The organism is Bradyrhizobium sp. CCBAU 53421, assembly GCF_015291625.1.
GTDB lineage: Bacteria > Pseudomonadota > Alphaproteobacteria > Rhizobiales > Xanthobacteraceae > Bradyrhizobium.
Genome location: NZ_CP030047.1, coordinates 7,513,240 through 7,531,111 on the forward strand (window position 1 = coordinate 7,513,240; position 17,872 = coordinate 7,531,111).

Sequence of the window (17,872 nt, forward strand, 5' to 3'; positions counted from 1 at the left end):
TGGCAATTGACCCGTCGTCCGAGCTAGCCGGGGGCGATTGGCTCGCTCCGTCCGAAATCAGATGACGGACGATATTCAGGTACGGCGCATTGGCGCCGACGAAGTGGATAAGCGTTTGGAGCGTCTCGCCGACATCCTCATTGACTGCGTCGCCCACGGCGACTCGGTCAGCTTTCTGCCACCGCTAACTCGACGACGTGCGCTGGTGTACTGGCGTAGCGTCGCGGACGCGGTCATTTGCAATGGATGCGTGTTACTAGCTGCGGAAGATGGCGCAGGTCAGATCGTTGGCACAACCCAGATGGTACCTGCCGCGTCTGAGAACCAATTGCATAGCGCTCGAGTCGACAAAGTCCTGGTTGAAAGAAGTGCACGCCGTCGCGGCGTCGGGCGCCGGATGCTCTCGGCCGTCAGCGAGTTAGCACGAAAAGAGGGAAAGACGTTGCTGACGCTTAGCACTGCCACAGGTTCTGCTGCCGAGCGTCTTTACGCCAGCGAGGGATGGCAGCGGGTGGGCATCATCCCCGGGTGCGTGCTCGCCCCTGACGGAACATATCGCTCGGCGACCTTCTTCTACAAGCATCTCTGATACTGCAAAACTGGCTTCACGCTTGCTATCACAGACAAGATCTGTCCGGTCCCGTCCTGATAAATCATCATCGTCGGGGGCATCACTGACATTACCGCTATATTTTATGACTTTGTGAACAACGACGACGACTTGGGCTCTCGAGATAAGAAATCAAACGGATCAGACGGTGGATCACTCAGCCGCCGCACGGCCTGTCATCACAATGGCGAGCCGACTATCGGCAAAGTAACGTCGATTTGCCGCTCTGGTTCTCAATCAACGTCCATAGCGCAGGGGTCGCGGAGCTTGAAGCAATCCCGACCATTGCGCTTGACATACTCACCCAGCTCCTAACGATTTCGTCTTGAGTCCTCAAGATAGTGGGCATGTCGCCGCAATCTCAATATGGCGGGCGCCGGCGATTAGCGAATCGTGAACGAGCTCCACGAAGCGGTCGGATTGTTTTTCTGCTCGGGCAGCCGTTGGATGAAGTGTGCGAGCCAAGCGAACGACGGCCATAAACTTTCGTATCGTTACGTGCCTCCTTGAGGCACCCAATTTTTACCAAGGTTCAATTGAGCCCCTGATCACGATGCTCTTAGCTGCATGTGCGGCCGGCCACAGCGACATCTCATTCGTCTTCGCCGGCTTCGTCAACTGATAGCGCATCAGGAGGCCACAAATTCTATTTTTGGTCGGAATGGCAGCCTATGCCGAGACGTGGATAGAGATACTGATGGAACCATTCGAGCTTGCGTGGTGCGAGTTCGAATACCAACGGGCTCTCAGATGCCTCGAAGCGAGGGAGAACAGGGCGGACGACGTCTGGTCCCGGAGCGTGGAGATTCAACCGTTCTGACCGGCCATGCGGAAGAACTCGTGGGCCAAACACTCTATGACAGCGCACGGCCACGCACGCCACGAGCGGCGACACAGCGATCGAAAGCTCGCTAAGAATTAAAGAATTCGTCCCAATCAGAAGACCATCACCAAGCAGCGTAAGGGCGGCGTCGTGCGCGATGCACCGATGGGCTGCAAGACCGTCCGCGCGAGGAAAAGGCAATCGTCGTTGCCTTTCGCAAAAAGCACCTTGTGAGCCACAACTTTATCGAGAATTGGACGCCCTTCCTGCGATGAACACAGTACGCAATGAAGACCAGTCTGGTTTCTTACCTGAGCGTGTCGTCTCGGTCCGATCGGAGCGCTTCATGCAAAAGATCCCGCGATCTCGCTTTGACGCTCTACGTTGCCGGAACGGCGGATCGACGTTCCGGGATCCGCTGAGGGATACTATGCGTCCGATGTGCGGTGTACGATCGTGTGATCGCCTTACCAACTAGCGAGATTGAAATCTTGATTGATGCAATGAGCCGCGTGTGCACGCTTAAATCCTGCATTTGGTCGCCGTCTTCGTCGGGTTTCGACGCCTCCGAGGTGCGTGGAACGGTACCTGCCTGGCGATATCGTCAACTACGAAGGCAATCTGATCGTCGCTTGTCGCTACGCAAGCGTGCCCTCCAGCATCTTGGTCAGCGCGGTTTCGTACGGCCCTCGAACTTCTCAGGCTCGAAAAGCCCTGTCCTATCGAATGCCTCGACTTCGATCATCTGCCTTACGAACAGGCTACCCTGATCATCTCGCAATGAACACTAACCACGGTTGTACGGAGGACGGCCCCCTTGACGTGTTGTAGCTCCGGTAGAGATACAGGAATAAAGCTGCGTCGGTGGTAAGCATGCTGACAATTGAACTCGCGCTAGTTGCGGTTCGGTCGATATTCTGCCAAGCGTACTGTCGGAATGACGGATCCATGACCTAGAAGGCAGGGACTCTCGATCGTAAGAACGGCTCGCCAGAATGAATAGGTAAGCAGCAAAGAAGATCAAGAAGCGCAGTGCCGGCAAACCCCCGACATTGAGTTGGGCAAGCGGATTCGCCTGCGGCATGTGGAGCAGACGATTTCGCAGGCCGAACTCGGCGATAAGCTCGGCGTCAGCTTCCAGCAGGTCCAGAAGTAACAGAAGGGCGTCAACCGTGTCGGCGCTGCCCGTCTTAGCAGGTCGCCACGTCCCCGTCACATTCTTCTACGACGATGACAACAATGCGCGCGAGGTTGAGAGCCTCCTGTTCCTGGACACCGCCTTCAGCCTGCGGCTGTTGCGCGCCTACAGCAAGGTCGAGGATCAGACCGTCCAGCGTCTGTTGGTGTCGTTGATGGAATCGATCGCCGCCGACGAGGATTGACCGGCACTCGACGTCAGATCGCGGCACATGGACGCGATCTCGTCTCAGGACCCACTCGCGCGGCGAGAACGGTCGATTGGCTTGTACACGCCTCACTTTCAGCCGGTAATCTCAGGGCTACTCTCCTCGATCACCGGCACCGCGTCCCCGATGTCGATACGCATCTGGTTGACGGATCGAGCGACAATCTGATCTCCGAGCTCGCCAACTCCGCCATTGACATCTCCCTCATGGTGAGGGGCGCCGCCTTGCGGCCGGTCTCCGGACGAAGCCTTGCCTCGCCGAACAAGCCATGAGGTCGAGCACGCGCACCACGTGCGGTCGTTCCCGCCGCTAACGGCCGTCTCGAACCCACGCACGAAAGGCGAAGCCGCGCGACTTGCTATGGAGTGGCGTCGTTGCGGCAGGCCGCCAGGAAAAACGGCACGTTCTCCGCCACGTGCGTGCGGGTGTGCGCTCGCACTGCCTTTGGATCTTCGCCGAACACCGCCCGCATCAACAGCGGCGCGATTACGAGTTCGAGGAAGTACTGGGCCGTCTTGGTCACGCGCTCCGAGGTGGAGGCGGCGGAGGCTATGCCGTGCTTCGAGCCTAACGTCCTTTAGGACGCCGGCCGCGCGATGCGTGCCGCGTTTGCGCATCATACGCCGACTTTGGCCAGATCGGGAAAGCGGCGCTTCGGTGATTGCCATACGGAAGCAATTTGTCTTCTGGGAAAGAGAAGGTGGCTTAGACGCCATGATCTAGCGACGAACTGGCGGGAAGAGCGGTGAACTTGATCGATGTCGGAGCTGTTGGCTGCCGTTGGTCGGCGACGCGACGGCGTCGGTCAGGGGCGGCACAAGTTTTCAACCCCGTAGCGCGCCGACGGGTTCACCACCGCGCCGCTCAGTCCAGTTCTCGCTGCGCTCCAAGCGAACTCGCCCGGCTACGGCGGCAGACGGCCGGCTCCTTGCACGCGTGGTCAATCCGCCGCCGAGGGGGGCCGCCCTTTTTCAGATTTTGGTGGGATTGGATGCGCCTCCGAAACCCATTGTCCTCTCATGGTCCGCGCGTTCAGAACCGCTTGATCTCGATTCCGTACTTCCTCAGCGCGTAGCCAATCTGGCGCGGCGTTAGTCCGAGCAAGCGCGCGGCTTTTGCCTGTACCCAACCAGATTTTTCCATGGCCGCAATGACCCGCTCGCGATCGGCGATCTTCGCGCCACTTACGAGGACTGTGCCGGGGGGGGGGGGGCCAGTGAGGCCAGTTCGCTGCCGACAAGTGGGAACGGCGCGGTCGCTTCTGACAGCGAAGTGATCGGCTTGGCGGGCACTGGGACGAGCGGTGCCGATTGGACTGTCGCCTCCTCCGACGTACTTTTCCACAGCATCGCGGAAAGGCACTGGCCGTGGCAGCATGCAAAATCATTTCTCTCGATCGATGGCCCAGCCGCCAGGGTCGCTGTGCGCTCGATGCAGTTTTCGAGCTCGCGGACATTGCCCGGAAAGCCGCAGTTCATCAGCACATCGATCGCGCTCGCCTCCAAGGTCAGCATACGGCCGTTCACGCCGTTGAAATTCCTCAAGAACTCGCGGGCAAGCAGCGGAATATCGCTGCGTCTTTCGCGCAGCGGCGGCAGCAGCAGGGGAACAACGCTGATGCGATAGTAGAGGTCTGCGCGAAACTCGCTTCTTGCCACAGCTTCTTCAAGATTCTTGTTGGTCGCGGCTATGACTCGAACATCGACCTTTATGGTCTGGTTGCTGCCGACCCGCTCGAACTCCTGCTCCTGCAAGACTCGCAGCAACTTCGCCTGGAACGGGGCCGAAATCTCGCCGATCTCGTCGAGGAACAGCGTGCCTTTGTCAGCAAGCTCGAAGCGCCCCTTGCGCGAGCTGAAAGCGCCAGTGAAGGCACCTTTCTCATGACCGAACAATTCGGACTCCAGCACTGTCTCAGGCAGTGCCGCGCAATTCAGCTTAATGAAGGGCCGCTTGGCGCGGGACGATGATTCGTGAATAGCCTTGGCTACAAGTTCCTTTCCGGTACCGGATTCGCCGCGCAGCAGAACCGTGCTGTTCGATTTGGCCACGACCGCGATCTTTTCGAGCAACCCGCGCAGCGCCGGGCTGTCGCCAATGATCCCATGAACAGGTAGCTTCTTACGCTCTCGTACAGGCTGCCTAAACTCGAATAATTGCTTTTGCAGACGGTCCTTCTCCGCCATCAGCCGCTCGCGATCGCAGGCGAACAAGCGATGAAGCCTCACTGTCTGTCCCACCAGGTTGGCGATCATGGTGAGCAGCCGCGCATCATAATCGAGCCGGAGACTCGACCTTTCGTCACGGACACGGTCGAGCGTCAGTGTACCGACGACTTTCGGATCGATGCGGATCGGAACTCCGATGAACGACACCGGGATATTATCCGAGGCACCGAGCACTTCAAGGTCAGCTGCACTGAACGCCGGCTCTGTTGCCACGTTCTCGGCGACAAGAGGCCTGTCGGTCGCAACGATCTGGTCGATTGCCTTCCGTGGCAGGCGCATCCGGAAGCGGTCGTCGCTGCCTTCGCTCCAGCCAGCGCCCACGGTAATGTCCGGCATCCCCTCATCGTCGAACAGTGAGACGATACCGTGTCGCATCTGCACAAACGATTGCAGAAGGTCCACGACGTTGGCCAGCGTGACCTCAAGCCGGCAGGGAGCGGTGAGTATTTTCGATATTTCGAAGATTCCGGTCAGCGCGCTCTCGCGCAGCGGCTCGCCCGAGAGCTCGCGCTCCGTCTCTGGATGAGAGGTAGGTATCTCGCGTGCGGAAGCGATATGCAGCATGAGGCGGTCTCCGTTATTTTGATCATCCTCCCTAGTACCTTGTTCGGATTTGCGAGCTTCGTTTTGCATGTCATGCTCGATCTAGCGTCACGAGTTAACGAGATGACATAGAAGGGTAACACCTTTTCATGGCACGACGGTAACCTTACAGTGGCTTGATTTAATTTTTTTCGGGATAGATGCGCGACGTCAGCGTAGAACACGAGCTCCAGCGCTGACGCTCAGGCTAGCTGTTTGCCAGGCTTGCTCATCACAGATGTTGCCCACCATTGATCGGCACCTCGGCCCCCGTAACATAGCTTGCGGCATCCGAGCATAGGAAAAAGATGACCTTGGCCACTTCGTCGGGTGTTCCCACTCTGCGCAACGGGATGTTTGGCACGAGACGCGCTTCCGTGTCGGGCGACAACATGTCCGTCCTGATCTCGCCGGGCGCGATCGCGTTCACGCGAACGCCATGCGGCGCATAATCGTGGGCCATTTCGCGTGTGAGACTCGCAAGCGCAGCCTTCGACGTCGCATAGGCGCTGCCGGCAAACGGGTGCACCCGCGAACCAGCGATCGACGTCACGTTGACAATCGATCCTGACGCGGCCCTTAGCTCCTCAAATAAACCCTTCGCCAGCAGGATCGGGGCCACGAGATTCAGATGGAACACTCTCATCCAGATTTCGGTTGACGTCGTCAACGACGTCAGCCGGTCGCCATCGGACGTCTTCGGCGAGACGCCGGCATTGTTCACTAGTGCGTGCAAGGGTGCGCCCGCCAAGCGTTCCTTAACCTGCGCGATCAAGCGTGGCAGCATTTGATAATCGCTAAGGTCGACCTGGACATGATCCTCGCGCCCGGAGTCCCACGGGCACCGCTCGCCATCGAACGGCTGGCGCGCGCAAGAAATGATGCGCCAACCGGCCTCCGAAAACAGCTTGGCAGTGGCATGCCCAATTCCGCGCGATGCCCCAGTGAGCAACATCGCCTTCTGCTCTCCCTGGTGGAGGCGGGCTTTATCGGCGCGAAAGGGACAGCCCAAATGTGTCTCGGGCAGCGGACCTGCGACCAGATCGTCATTTGGCAGATCGAGACCCACGCCCGCCTCCTCTCCTGTAGCGCCGCTGGCGAACGCGTAGCAGGATTTGGGCCACTACGATGCACGCAAAGACGCTCCGGTTTTGCGTCCTAATGTCGCGCACGCCAAAGGCTTGGCGGATTCGCGACATGGTGCGTGTGCTTTGCGACATCGACGGTGCATCATCCACACAATGCCTGGAGCACTCTCGGTCACTGCTAGGACCAGACACCAAGCTGCGCTCTCGTGATCGAGATCCGAAGGAGCGAGGGATAAAGAACGCTCCTCGTCGAGGCAACGATCGGTCAGGACGGTGGAGACACCCAGTAGCCGTGTCGATATGAAACGAAACCTGACGCTCCAACTCCATACGTTAGGTTTTCTCGCAACTGATACCGAGCTCATCGCTGCGCTGATTGGTTGCTCGATCACGAGCTGGGACACTGAATGTCCAACTCAATACTCGAGCCCGAAGGGTCAGTCTGCGCGAGCGAGTGGCGGCCGCTACAACGGAACTCACCGGCTCAACGTAACCTCCTTCGACAACTTAACCCGCGATTGGCCATCGAGAAGCTTCACTTGCGGGTCCTCGCGAGGCCGGCCGAGGACGATATCCACCTCCTTAGCGCGGTGGCAGTCCGCTAATGCCGCTCTTGTCAAGATCGAGCTTCAGCGGACGGCATTCGGCCACCGCATCTTGCTTTTCTCCAGGGCAAGGGCACGTTGGAGAGTCGGTTTGGGCAATCAATTGCCGCCCCGAAACATAGTGGTAGTACTGCTCGATGCAAAAAGTGGCCATCAGATCGATGAGGCGGGTCACGACCTTCATCAAGCCACCAGCTCTTGTGAGGCTTCTTCAATCAAGATCAATCGGCTCGGATCGTTTAAATCGAATTCTATAACGCGTGGCGCAAAGAGGCGCGCGTAGCGCGTGAAAGCGCTGGTCGGAGGGAAACGGATCACGGTGTCGCATCGTGCAAGGAGATACATCTCGATGAGAGCGGAAAAGCCGCCCTCGGCTCCGAGCGCCGCGCTGTGCAAAGGTCCGGCCTGGGGCGCCTGGAAGCGCTTTGGAATCGTGAAAACATCGGGAAAAATCGCTGACACCTTCTCAAGGACGAGCGCGCTGTCCGTGCACAGGAAAGCCCTGATAGGTTTTTCATGCGATAACGCCTCGGCCTTGTCGATCGCATTACAGACCTGTCGCAAGGCGCGCTCGGGATCAGCCCAGTAGGGCGCATGCCCCATAATATCCTCGCCGTTGCCGTGCCGAACATGAATGCCGATCACGCTGTACGGCTCAAAGTGCTCACGGAAGATGGCGTCAATCCGCCCCTGCACTTCGGGTCGCGGCTTGATGCTCCGAAAAATCTCTCGTTCAGCCTCCTCATCGCAGCGCCACATCAGGCAGGCATCACACACAACCGTATTTGCATCGCTATCCTGCTTGCTTTGGAACAGTTGATCCAGTTCATCGCGTTCTTGAAAAATCTGCTCGTCTGGCCGATAGGTGCAATCAAGAGTTGGCCTATTCCACCATTGCGGGAAGAAAGGTCCCGGAAATGAGCGCTGATTGATCTGGTCGTCGCAGATCACCCGTACGCCGGCAATCTCTTGAACCGGCTCGAAGAAGACCGGAAAGGCGTTGGTGAATGGTTGATCGAGATAACAGGACCCCCGCCAATCGATGACCAGCTTCCGTCCGGTCCGCTGCGCAAAACGCCACGCTGCAGCCAGCGACCACAGGCAGTCGCCCAAGCCCGTACGTCGTCGGGAAACAACGAACCGATCATTTTTCCAACCGCCAGGCATTTGCATTGCTTCCTTCCCGACTCCTGGTTGAACAAGAGACGTCATTGGAGACACCCCACATATGGTCCTGGCCGATGTTATGGTCGGCGCTTGTGCTGCTCGCGCGTTGCGTCGGTAGAACTTCATAGCAGCGCTATCCTCGTAGCGGGTTCCCTCAACGCTTGCCTCTTCTCTTCTATTAGAGCTGTTGCGCCGATATACCCGATTTCAACCGGATGCCTATTGTGCCCTATTCCACTCGACCTAGCCTCCTGTACATGGAGGCGCAGCCTTGGCCATATACATGATCGCCGGTTATGCTTCGCCTAGCGCTTTAATGTGGACGCAAGCGGCGCGTGGCGGATGCAGCCGAACGCCCCGCTGTTCCCACAAGAGCCGCAGTTCCTTGACGAGATCTTCGCGCCGGGGCTGGTCCAGCATAGTTGTGTCGAGAAGCCAGCCGAGCGAGGCCTCCCCCTCGATCCGCACCAGCAGGTCGAAGAGCTCATGCGAGATACGCATGCTCTCGGGCCCCGAATGTCCGATACGGATCTCGCAAACCGTTTCCTGCCGATCTTCCGCTGTGTAGGCGCGAATACGATGAAGGGATGCATACGGAGGCAATGAAACGCCCAGTGTACACCAATCGCGCAGTGTTGCCGGCCGCTTCTTGACGAGGAATGACCCAACTACAAGTCCGTCCAGGTCGGTCGTCAAGAAGGTGACGATGGCGTCTGAAACGGAATCGACGATCGGCTCGGCATTGTTGTTAAAGGACGTGTTTAGAAGAACCGGGATGCCGGTTCGCTTCTTGAATGCATTAATGACATCCCAATAGGCAGGATTTGTGTTGCGCGAGACCGTTTGCAGCCGAGCAGTTCCATCAACGTGCGTGACCGCACCGAGCACGCCATGGTGGGCCGCACGCACACGAACCACGAAGTTCATGAAGGGAAACTCCCGCTTGCCGCCTGGGAGCTCAAAGAACTCGCTTGCATCCTCCTCCAGCACTGACGGCGCAAACGGACGATAGCCCTCGCGCTTTTTGACCATCGCGTTTATCCGGTTCTTGTTTTCCGCCGGCCGCGGGTCGGCGAGAATGCTGCGGTTGCCAAGCGCACGCGGCCCGAACTCAGAACGGCCCTGAACCCAGCCGATGACAGCGCCATTTGCCATCCAGTCCGCTGCACTGGCTGCGATGTCATCACTACGTTGAAAATCGAGGTGGCCGGACCATGCAATGAGCTCGCGTTCTATGGCATGCTCGGTCCCGAGATCGGGTCCCCAATAGACGTCCGACAATCGCTCGCGCGGCGCGGGCCGACCCAGCTCGTTTGACATCATCAATGCAGCGCCGAGTGCGCAACCGGCGTCGTGCGCCGCGGGCTGGACGAAGATGTCGTCGAAAAGCCCCGAATAGAGCAGCTTACCGTTCATCGTGCAATTGTGGGCTACGCCTCCCGCCAGGCACAAGCGCTTCATGCCCGTCGCTTCGCGATGATGCCGCAGGATATGAAAGATGATCCGCTCCAGCGCTTCCTGCAGCGAAGCGCTGATGTCTCGATGCTGCTGCGTGAATGCCATCCCCTTTCGCCGGACCTGGATACTGCGGATCAAGGCCGGGCCGATTCGATCCAGATGTACCCGATAACCACCATTGTCCAACAATTCGTAGAGCTGCGCGAAGAGCTCGCGATAGGGAGCAGGGTCACCATAGGGGGCAAGCCCCATCACTTTGTACTCGTCGAACAACCCGTAGCCGAGATAACGGATCGTCTCGAGATAGAACAGCCCCAGAGAGTTATGTTCTGGAAAGCTTACGAGTTGCGAAATTTCGGTGCCAGACCCCACCGCCAGCAGACCTGAGAGAAAGTCCCCGCCGCCGTCGACCGCAAAGATCAGGCTTTGCTCAAATCCAGACATGGCAAATGCGCTCGCGGCATGCGCTTCATGGTGATTTACGAAGGACACGCGCGACGCATCGACGTCGGTGCCGAATTCCCTTGCCAACAAGTGGCGTAGCAACAGTTTGGCGTCCAACGGCACTGGCTGAGAAACAAACAGCCGCTCCAGCATGGTATTGCAGTAGGCTTCAGTCGCGTAGAACGCGATGCGGTCGATCTCGCCTAGCTCAACTCCTGCAGTCGAAAGGCAGTATCGGATCGAGTTGCTTGGGAACTTGTTGGAGTGCTTGACTCGATTGAGGCGCTCCTCTTCGACAGCAGCAAGCACACGGCCATCCCGCACGAGCACCGCAGCGCCATCGTGCAGAAATGTATTGGGCAGCTCGGGCGAGTTCTGATAGATTCTGTCCAGACCGCCACTCACTCCGAGACACAACATTCCGCTCTCCATTTAATCATGACAGGAAGGCCAATCGCCCTCCCAACTAAATCGTCTGTACCGTCACGCTCCTCGGCCACGCGGGCCAGGCAGAACAACCAATGCTCTTGCGAAGTCCGCCCCGGCGCCGAGCCGGCTCCGCCTGTTTAGGTGCTCGGCGTTCCCGCACCGTTCGACCGATCCGGCGGCGTACGCCCGGCTTGTTATAAAGCCATTGCGACTGCTCCTGTCGCAGCTCACGCTGCCTCAACCAAGACAGAGCATTGCGAACTCCGTCAACGCAGCAGACGGCGCCGAAACAATGCCGTCGACACAAAGAAAGGTAATACCGCGTACATGCAGAGCGCACCGACGTGGAAGGCAGCGCCGGCGCTGGCCGGGCGCTCCAGCATCACCGGACGAATGAGATCGACCGAATGCGCCAACGGCAACAAGCCGGCGACCTGCTGAAAAGAGCTCGGCAGTTGGCTCATCGGAAAGACTGCGCCACACAGAAACACCATCGGTGTCAGGATTAGCGTCTGGTAAAACACGAAGTAGTCGTAACTTGGAGCAAGAGATATGACGACCATCGCCAGACTTGCGAAGACAAGGCCGGTCAAGGCCACCATCGGCATCGCATACAAAATGGACGCCCAGGATGCATAACCCAGCGTCGCAGCGACAATTCCGATTGCGGTTCCGGCCAGAACGGACTTACTGGCCGCCCACACCAATTCGCCCAGAACGACGTCGCCAAGCGTGAGTTGTGTGGACAGGATTGCTTCCCAGGTACGCTTGGCATCCATCCGAGCAAAGGTTGCATACATGGTTTCAAAGGTCGCGGACGTCATGGCGCTGGTCGCGACCATGCCAGCCGCCAGAAACGCGATGTACGAAGTCCCGTCAACGCGGCCCACGATTAGCCCAAGACCAAAGCCAAGGCCGAACAGGTTGGTTATGGGATCTGCGAGGTTGCCGAGAACAGATGCGAGTGCGACTTTCCTCCATGCCAGAAAGTTTCGACGCCATACCGCGATCCAGTTGTACGCGTTAGCCGGCATCAACGCCGCATAACTTTCACCCATCGCTCATTTCTCCATCTCGCGCCCGGTCAGCCGCAAGAACACGTCCTCGAGATTCGGCGGCCGCTGCAGAATGCGAAGGCCCGCTCGGCCGCGCAGCTGCACACGTACCTGCTCCGGATAGGGCGCAAAGCAAAACAGCGTCTCTCCACTCACTTCGATGTGCCGAGCATAAGGCCTGAGTGGTTCAACGAACTCATGTGGATCACAGCCATAGATCTCGACCACGTCGCATCCGATATGCTCGGCGATCAAGGCGTCCGGCTTTCCTTCGGCGATCTTGCGTCCACTCTCGAGCACGCAAAGCCGATCACATAGGCGTTCGGCTTCTTCCATGAAGTGCGTGGTGAGCAGGATTGTCTTGCCACGCGCAAGCAGAACGCGCAAACGTTCCCAGATCAGGTGGCGCGCGTGCGGATCCAGGCCGGTCGTGGGCTCGTCCATCACGAGAAGATGCGGATCATTGATCAGGGCACGCGCCAGTGTCAGCCGACGCTTCATGCCGCCCGACAGAAGCGCGACGCGCACGTCCGCCTTGCTTTCGAGCCGCGCAAACGCGAGCAACGAGGGTACGATCGTCTCGATCTTGCGAGCACTCATGCCGAAGTAGCGGCCAAATACCAGCAGGTTCTCGCGTACGGTGAATTCGAGCTCGAGATTATCGAACTGCGGCACAACGCCAATCCGCACACGTGCCACACGAGCGCGTGACGGCACAGGCTCATTGAGGACTGTAATCTTGCCCGCGTCCGGCGAGATCATCCCGAGCAGCATGCGGGCGATCGTACTCTTGCCGGCCCCATTCGGCCCGAGCAGGCCGAAGCATTCTCCGCGCGCGACCGAGAACGAAAGCTCATCGACGATGATCTTATCGCCAAATGACTTTCTTACGCCGGCAAGGTCGATTGCGGTGGACATGTTCATCTTAGGCCGACAGAAGCCGTTCAGCGGACGTTGGCTTGCTTACGACCGTTTTGGTCCAGAGCAGACCGTCGCACCACACATGCTCTACGCGCCCCCATTCGCAGGCGGCGGCCGCGTCCGGGAAGAATCCTCGTCCGTGGAGGTTGGCACTCGTGTTGCAAAGCAACGGAATGCCCGTGAGCTGTTCGAACTCGACGAGCAGCTCGGCGATTTTGTGGGGAGAGTTGCGGGCGACTGTCTGCAACCGCGCAGAGCCGTCCAGATGGACGATAGCAGGGACCTTGTCGCGCCACTCCGCCCGGGTCTGGTGATCGAACAGCATATAGGGATCTGGCGTCCCGGGGCTGAAGATCTCCGGCGCCCGATCCTCCAGGCAAATCGGCGCCACCGGCCGGAAATGCTCGCGGCGCTTGATGTCGTTGAGATGATCCTTCATTGCCGGCGAGGTCGCCGCTGCGAGAATGCTTCTGCCACCCAACGCCCGCGGCCCAAGCTCGGCGCGTCCCGAAAGGAAGATTACGGGCGTGTTGTCGGCGAGAATGGCCGCAAGCTCACGGAGAGTGCATGGCGCAGCCTCCCATTCTGACGGACTTTCGCTGGCCTGCAGCGCCGGACCACTGTAGACTGACCATTCCAGCGGCCCGAACCCCTTTTGTGCCGCCATCGCGCTGCAAGCAGCGCCAATTGCCGAGCCGCTGTCATTTGGAAACGGCGGCACCCAGACATCATCGAACAATCCCGTCGCGCGAAGCGCACTGTTCCACTTGATATTGAGCCCGCACCCCCCGGCTACGCATAGGTTTCTCGCGCCCGGCAGCGACGAGTGCCGCAGCAGAACCATCGCGATTTCCCGGACAAGAAGACGCTCCAGGAATACATGAAACGACGCCAGTACGTCTTCGGCTCGCTTGGCAGTCAGGCGCAGCGCGCTCGCCTCGAAGAACTCGTGCACAGCGGCAAGCGAGGCTTCCGCATTGTTGATGTCCGCGCGGTAGCGACGGGCCTGCTCCGTATCCGCAGCGAAGCGCTTTTCGTAAAGCTCCTGAAACACTGCCACGATGGTTTCGTCGACAGAGCCAAGGGCGATATAAGCCATCAGCTTGCCGGCGATGCCCAAGTCCCAATTAGTGCGATTCGGCTGCCTGTAAGGCCCGAAATGAAGGCCCGCGGCAGCATAGGCATGACCGATCATTGGAAACAGACTGGCAATGAGTCGCGCGCCTCGAGGTTCGACATAGTAGAGACGTGGAAAGATGCAGCCATCCCATACCAGACAGAACGCGGGTTTTCCGGCGCTGGCAAACGGGCTGGTGCTGTATGCCGAGGCGACGTGGCCCGTGACGTGCGGGTAACTCTTATAGGGAAACACCTTGCCGCCGAGGATCAGGCCATAGCCATCGACCGAATCCAGAAGGCCCTCGGCATGGCGCTCGACATATGGCGCCCCCTTCAACGCGATCGGAACCGCACCACTGAGAACCTGGAACTGCGACTCGATCTCTCCATCCCAGCCGTCGATGACGAACTGATCAATATCTCGTGGATCCAGGCCATGCTCAGCCAATGCGAGCACGACTGCATCGAGGTTATCGACGGATTGATACCGTGGATTGTTGCCGCGCTTCTCTTGCTCGGTGCAAAAGACAAGCTGCCCGTCCTCGACGACAGCGATTGCCCCGTCATGTGTTAACTTGATGCCACAGATGCGCATATGACCCCCTGGCCCTAATGACCGTAATTTGAATGTTCTGACGAGTTAGTCGGCTTCCGGAACAGCACGAGCAAACAGTCTTCGTTGACCGACTCTGTATGGCAATGAAGACGCTCGATCTCGGATAGGCTTTCATTGAGGAGAGAAATCACTGTTTCAGCACCGGCAGCATGCCCCCAGCGTCGACATGGGGCATCACGCGCAGATCCGAACACCAGAGCGCCGTTTGGTGCAAGCATACCCACCAGGTTGAGGATGGCTGCGTGCATCTCGGAGATGTCCTTGAGGTAGTAAAGAACCTCGGCCACGACGATCAGATCAAACTGCTCGGCGCTCGAGAACCGCTGAATGTCGCAAGTTACCCACGCGATATTTGACCAGCTTCTGGTCCGCTGGCGAGCACGCTCGATCGCCTGCGGCATGACATCGACCACAGTGACCCTTTGGCAGTGCGGCGCCAGCATTTCGGTGAATGCGCCGGCTGCACATCCGACTTCAAGGGCATGCACAATGTCACCGTTGCAACACGACAGCCGGAGCATCTGCGCGTATCGCTCCTGCTCGAACGAGTTGCTGTCAAGCCGCCATGGATCATCGACAGCCAATTCTCGCTCCAATAGCTGATAGTTGTTGTCCGATGTCACGGGTCATTCAACCTATTTGTAGGCGCTCGATCGATCGCGACCGCAAACACTCTCGGTCGCCGCTACGCTCGATGCACGGTGCGAATGGCCAGGCTTTCGAATTGCAGCAGAGCTCACACCATTTATCGCGGCGCTTATTCCGGCGGCCGTGCGCGGGATGGCAGCCTGATTTTCTCCATCGCTTGACACCACTACTTTACGCGACAGCCAATCGCTATTGCTCAATGTACAAAGCGCGTAGGCTTTCAACGGCAGCAAGAGAAAGATATTGACTGGTGTGTGACACGAGAAGCCGAGAAACCGCATATCGCGAGCACGGAACGATGCCACACTGCACCGAACCATCGTCATGGCCGCAATCGTCAGCACCGTCCACCAGGCCACCGACCCGTCGATGACGAACTGTGCGAGCGCAGCCAGCGATGACAAGGCGAGGAGCAAGGGGCTGAGATTTTGTCCGATAACGTCGAGCGTCAGATAGCGATCCAGCTCGGGCAGCAAGCGCAACGCAAGAAACGTGTCCCGAAAGGTACTGCGCGCCCAGCGAAGTTGCTGTCGCAGATATGGTCCAAGGCTGTCCGGCACCACTGTTGCTGCGATCGCGTCGGGGACATACTCGGTTCGAAACCCCGCCTTGAGCATGAGGATAGTTAGATGACGATCCTCGCCGAAATCACTTGGCTTTCCACGGAAGAACTGCGTTTCGTATTGATCAAGAAGCAAGGCGAGCGCAGAGCGACGATACATGGCACATGGCCCGCAGCAACACATCACCGCGCCGAAGCGTGCCTGCGCCGCGCGCTCTTCGTTGCAGGCCAACCAGTATTCCATATCGATCAGCTTGGTCAGCCAGGTTTCGTTGCGATTGCTCGCTACCAACTGCCCCATGGCCGCGCCGACGTCAGGGTCCTGCATTTTAGATACAAGCTTTGTGACCACGTCGACGGCAATTATCGTATCCGAGTCTACGTTTAGGACCAGATCGCCGGAAGAGCTGCGTATCGCAGCAATCTGCGCCTTGCGCTTCCCGACGTTCTTGGCCATCAAGATGACGCGAAACCTCGGATCGCTCGCATAGATTTTGTGTACGGGTCCCACAAGATCGCGATTTGCGGATCCATCGTCGATCACAATGACCCGCAGTTTTCCGGCGTAGTCTTGACTTGCAATCGACGCGAGGCATTCGGAGAGTGTGTTTGGATCCTCATTGAAACAGGGCACGATGACATCCACGCTGGGCAGACCCACCCCGGCTTGTTCGAGATCGTTCTGCCGCGATGAGGGACTCGTCGGCTGAGCGTAAAGCGCCTGCGCACTCTTGTAGATGGTCGAGAGCAGCGCATAAGACGAAACGGCGACAGCGCTGGTTGTAGCGAGCAGATTCATGGGGTGCCAGTTTTGTTCAGTGAAGTTGAGGAAGCGGATGGATTTCGAACCCGCGCAGTTGCAGTGCCGGAACCAGATATGCCAGCGCCCTCACCGTCTGCTCACGCGAGGTGGCATTGATGCACGAACTCTCCTCGCCTGGCGGATATCCGTCGTGCAGGAGCACAATCGCGCCCGGGCGAACAGCCGCCAGCACTGAATTCACGATGCTATCGACCCCAGGACGCGACCAATCTCTCGGATCGACCGACCAGTGCACCGCTGCGAGGCCAGCCTTGGCTGACGTAGCAAGCACGTCTTCGGTCCATATGCCGTAGGGTGCCCGCATGTGCCGGGGCAACGCTTGCGGGCATGCCAATCGGATCGCCCTGCTCGCCGTTAGCACCTCATCATGTATCTCCGCTGCTTCGCATCTGGACAGATCGGGATGCGTCATCGTGTGGTTTGCAACCTCGTGCCCCTCGGCGATCATTCGTCGAATGAGTTCAGGATGGTCGGCCGCATACGTACCGATAACGAAGAAGGTCGCGGGGACCCGATGTTGCGTCAGCACATCGAGGACGCGCGGCGTGCAAAATGGATTGGGCCCATCATCGAAGGTCAAGTAGACTGAGCGACTTCCGCTAACGTCACCGTAGTTGCGTCGCACCGCAGATAAAGGGATGAGTTCGTTCACAGCTCGGGCCCGTTCCGATCGATAATCGTTCCCGGCGGCCACTCGCCCATTGAGCGTCCAACCGGGAACACCACTACGAGCACGTCTTCGATGCGGATCGGCGACAGATTGGGATAGACATCTGCCTGGGTGGAGCGGACGCGAATGCCTGGCATGAGGGTTGCCAACCCTCGCCTTCCGACCAGTCTGGTCAGATGCTTCTCAAGTGCAGGCCGGACCGTACCGAAGCCGAACGGCACCCCAAGCTCCTGCAGCGCAGGATACATGACGCGCATTGAGTGGCTGATTCCAAGCCCCTCAAGATCTGGACGGACGGCATACAATCCCAGTTCGGCCACGAGAAGATCAACGCCATCAATCTTGATGAAGCGGCGTAGTAGGCCGATATGAGCAGCGACCCCGTGCGCGTCGTAACCGATTACGCGCATTTCAGGCCTTGCGCCGGCCCAACTTCGAATACCCTCGAAAGGCTGCGCATTGAATGCACCTGTCGGGCCATAGCTCTTACGGAAGAAATCGGCGAGTTCGGCATGATCGGCGAGCTGTAGCTGGTTTTCCCAGCGAAGGCTCCACTGGACCTGAGTGCGCGCGGAAGGCTCTTCCGCAGATGGGGACACGGCAATATTCATGGCGGAC

Annotated in this window: 14 protein-coding genes and 2 pseudogenes; 2 read left to right on the forward strand and 14 right to left on the reverse strand. The window is 58.7% G+C overall.

The features are described 5' to 3' along the window. The first annotated feature begins 61 nt into the window (after positions 1-61). A complete protein-coding gene (locus XH92_RS35155; protein ID WP_194456217.1) occupies positions 62-589 on the forward strand; it encodes a GNAT family N-acetyltransferase in 528 nt (175 codons plus the stop codon). A gap of 1,863 nt (positions 590-2,452) precedes the next feature. Further along, positions 2,453-2,815, forward strand: a pseudogene (locus XH92_RS35160) (XRE family transcriptional regulator). Between the two features lie 382 nt (positions 2,816-3,197). Here the strand turns inward: XH92_RS35160 and XH92_RS35165 are convergent. The 14 genes and pseudogenes from XH92_RS35165 to XH92_RS35225 form a co-directional block, all read right to left on the reverse strand. Beyond that, on the reverse strand, positions 3,198-3,362 hold the full coding sequence (locus XH92_RS35165; RefSeq protein WP_194456218.1) for a TetR/AcrR family transcriptional regulator C-terminal domain-containing protein: 165 nt from the start codon (positions 3,360-3,362) through the stop codon (positions 3,198-3,200). A 509-nt stretch (positions 3,363-3,871) separates the two neighbouring features. After that, positions 3,872-3,997: pseudogene (locus tag XH92_RS44020) on the reverse strand (helix-turn-helix domain-containing protein); the annotation flags it as partial. 26 nt (positions 3,998-4,023) lie between these two features. Next, positions 4,024-5,700: a nif-specific transcriptional activator NifA gene (gene nifA / locus XH92_RS35170; protein ID WP_371817857.1), complete on the reverse strand. Its 1,677-nt coding sequence runs from the start codon at positions 5,698-5,700 to the stop codon at positions 4,024-4,026. A 181-nt stretch (positions 5,701-5,881) separates the two neighbouring features. After that, a complete protein-coding gene (locus XH92_RS35175; protein ID WP_194456219.1) occupies positions 5,882-6,718 on the reverse strand; it encodes an SDR family NAD(P)-dependent oxidoreductase in 837 nt (278 codons plus the stop codon). 601 nt (positions 6,719-7,319) lie between these two features. After that, positions 7,320-7,526, reverse strand: a complete 207-nt coding sequence (locus XH92_RS35180; RefSeq protein ID WP_194456220.1) for a hypothetical protein — start codon at positions 7,524-7,526, stop codon at positions 7,320-7,322. Then, positions 7,526-8,635 carry a nodulation protein NodZ gene (locus XH92_RS35185; protein WP_305825860.1) on the reverse strand — a complete coding sequence of 370 codons (1,110 nt, stop codon included), beginning with the start codon at positions 8,633-8,635 and terminating at the stop codon, positions 7,526-7,528. The genes XH92_RS35180 and XH92_RS35185 overlap by 1 nt, the downstream gene beginning before the upstream one ends. A gap of 168 nt (positions 8,636-8,803) precedes the next feature. Continuing rightward, the gene (locus XH92_RS35190; RefSeq protein WP_194456222.1) at positions 8,804-10,831 is read right to left on the reverse strand and encodes a carbamoyltransferase; all 2,028 of its coding nucleotides are present in this window, start codon (positions 10,829-10,831) and stop codon (positions 8,804-8,806) included. 275 nt (positions 10,832-11,106) lie between these two features. Further along, the gene (locus XH92_RS35195) at positions 11,107-11,898 is read right to left on the reverse strand and encodes an ABC transporter permease (RefSeq protein WP_194456223.1); all 792 of its coding nucleotides are present in this window, start codon (positions 11,896-11,898) and stop codon (positions 11,107-11,109) included. A gap of 3 nt (positions 11,899-11,901) precedes the next feature. After that, positions 11,902-12,819, reverse strand: a complete 918-nt coding sequence (nodI, locus tag XH92_RS35200) for a nodulation factor ABC transporter ATP-binding protein NodI (RefSeq protein WP_194456224.1) — start codon at positions 12,817-12,819, stop codon at positions 11,902-11,904. 1 nt (position 12,820) lies between these two features. Next, positions 12,821-14,530 carry a nodulation protein NodU gene (nodU, locus tag XH92_RS35205; RefSeq protein WP_194456225.1) on the reverse strand — a complete coding sequence of 570 codons (1,710 nt, stop codon included), beginning with the start codon at positions 14,528-14,530 and terminating at the stop codon, positions 12,821-12,823. A 14-nt stretch (positions 14,531-14,544) separates the two neighbouring features. Further along, positions 14,545-15,174 (reverse strand): nodulation methyltransferase NodS, encoded by a 630-nt coding sequence (nodS, locus tag XH92_RS35210; protein WP_194456226.1) that lies wholly within the window; start codon positions 15,172-15,174, stop codon positions 14,545-14,547. Positions 15,175-15,186: 12 nt separating this feature from the next. Next, the gene (gene nodC, locus XH92_RS35215) at positions 15,187-16,560 is read right to left on the reverse strand and encodes a chitooligosaccharide synthase NodC (protein WP_194456227.1); all 1,374 of its coding nucleotides are present in this window, start codon (positions 16,558-16,560) and stop codon (positions 15,187-15,189) included. A 16-nt stretch (positions 16,561-16,576) separates the two neighbouring features. Next, positions 16,577-17,236 carry a chitooligosaccharide deacetylase NodB gene (gene nodB, locus XH92_RS35220; protein WP_194456228.1) on the reverse strand — a complete coding sequence of 220 codons (660 nt, stop codon included), beginning with the start codon at positions 17,234-17,236 and terminating at the stop codon, positions 16,577-16,579. Then, the gene (locus XH92_RS35225) at positions 17,233-17,865 is read right to left on the reverse strand and encodes a NodA family N-acyltransferase (RefSeq protein WP_194456229.1); all 633 of its coding nucleotides are present in this window, start codon (positions 17,863-17,865) and stop codon (positions 17,233-17,235) included. The genes nodB and XH92_RS35225 overlap by 4 nt, the downstream gene beginning before the upstream one ends. Between the last annotated feature and the right edge of the window lie 7 nt (positions 17,866-17,872).

What these genes read in the sequence shown, in the direction of transcription:
- XH92_RS35180 (WP_194456220.1), bottom strand. Translation starts at nt 7,526, where the DNA reads ATGAAGGTCGTGACCCGCCTCATCGATCTGATGGCCACTTTTTGCATC.
- nodU (WP_194456225.1), bottom strand. Translation starts at nt 14,530, where the DNA reads ATGCGCATCTGTGGCATCAAGTTAACACATGACGGGGCAATCGCTGTC.
- XH92_RS35195 (WP_194456223.1), bottom strand. Translation starts at nt 11,898, where the DNA reads ATGGGTGAAAGTTATGCGGCGTTGATGCCGGCTAACGCGTACAACTGG.
- XH92_RS35190 (WP_194456222.1), bottom strand. Translation starts at nt 10,831, where the DNA reads ATGTTGTGTCTCGGAGTGAGTGGCGGTCTGGACAGAATCTATCAGAAC.
- XH92_RS35155 (WP_194456217.1), top strand. Translation starts at nt 62, where the DNA reads ATGACGGACGATATTCAGGTACGGCGCATTGGCGCCGACGAAGTGGAT.
- XH92_RS35225 (WP_194456229.1), bottom strand. Translation starts at nt 17,865, where the DNA reads ATGAATATTGCCGTGTCCCCATCTGCGGAAGAGCCTTCCGCGCGCACT.
- nodI (WP_194456224.1), bottom strand. Translation starts at nt 12,819, where the DNA reads ATGAACATGTCCACCGCAATCGACCTTGCCGGCGTAAGAAAGTCATTT.
- nodC (WP_194456227.1), bottom strand. Translation starts at nt 16,560, where the DNA reads ATGAATCTGCTCGCTACAACCAGCGCTGTCGCCGTTTCGTCTTATGCG.
- nifA (WP_371817857.1), bottom strand. Translation starts at nt 5,700, where the DNA reads ATGCAAAACGAAGCTCGCAAATCCGAACAAGGTACTAGGGAGGATGAT.
- XH92_RS35185 (WP_305825860.1), bottom strand. Translation starts at nt 8,635, where the DNA reads ATGAAGTTCTACCGACGCAACGCGCGAGCAGCACAAGCGCCGACCATA.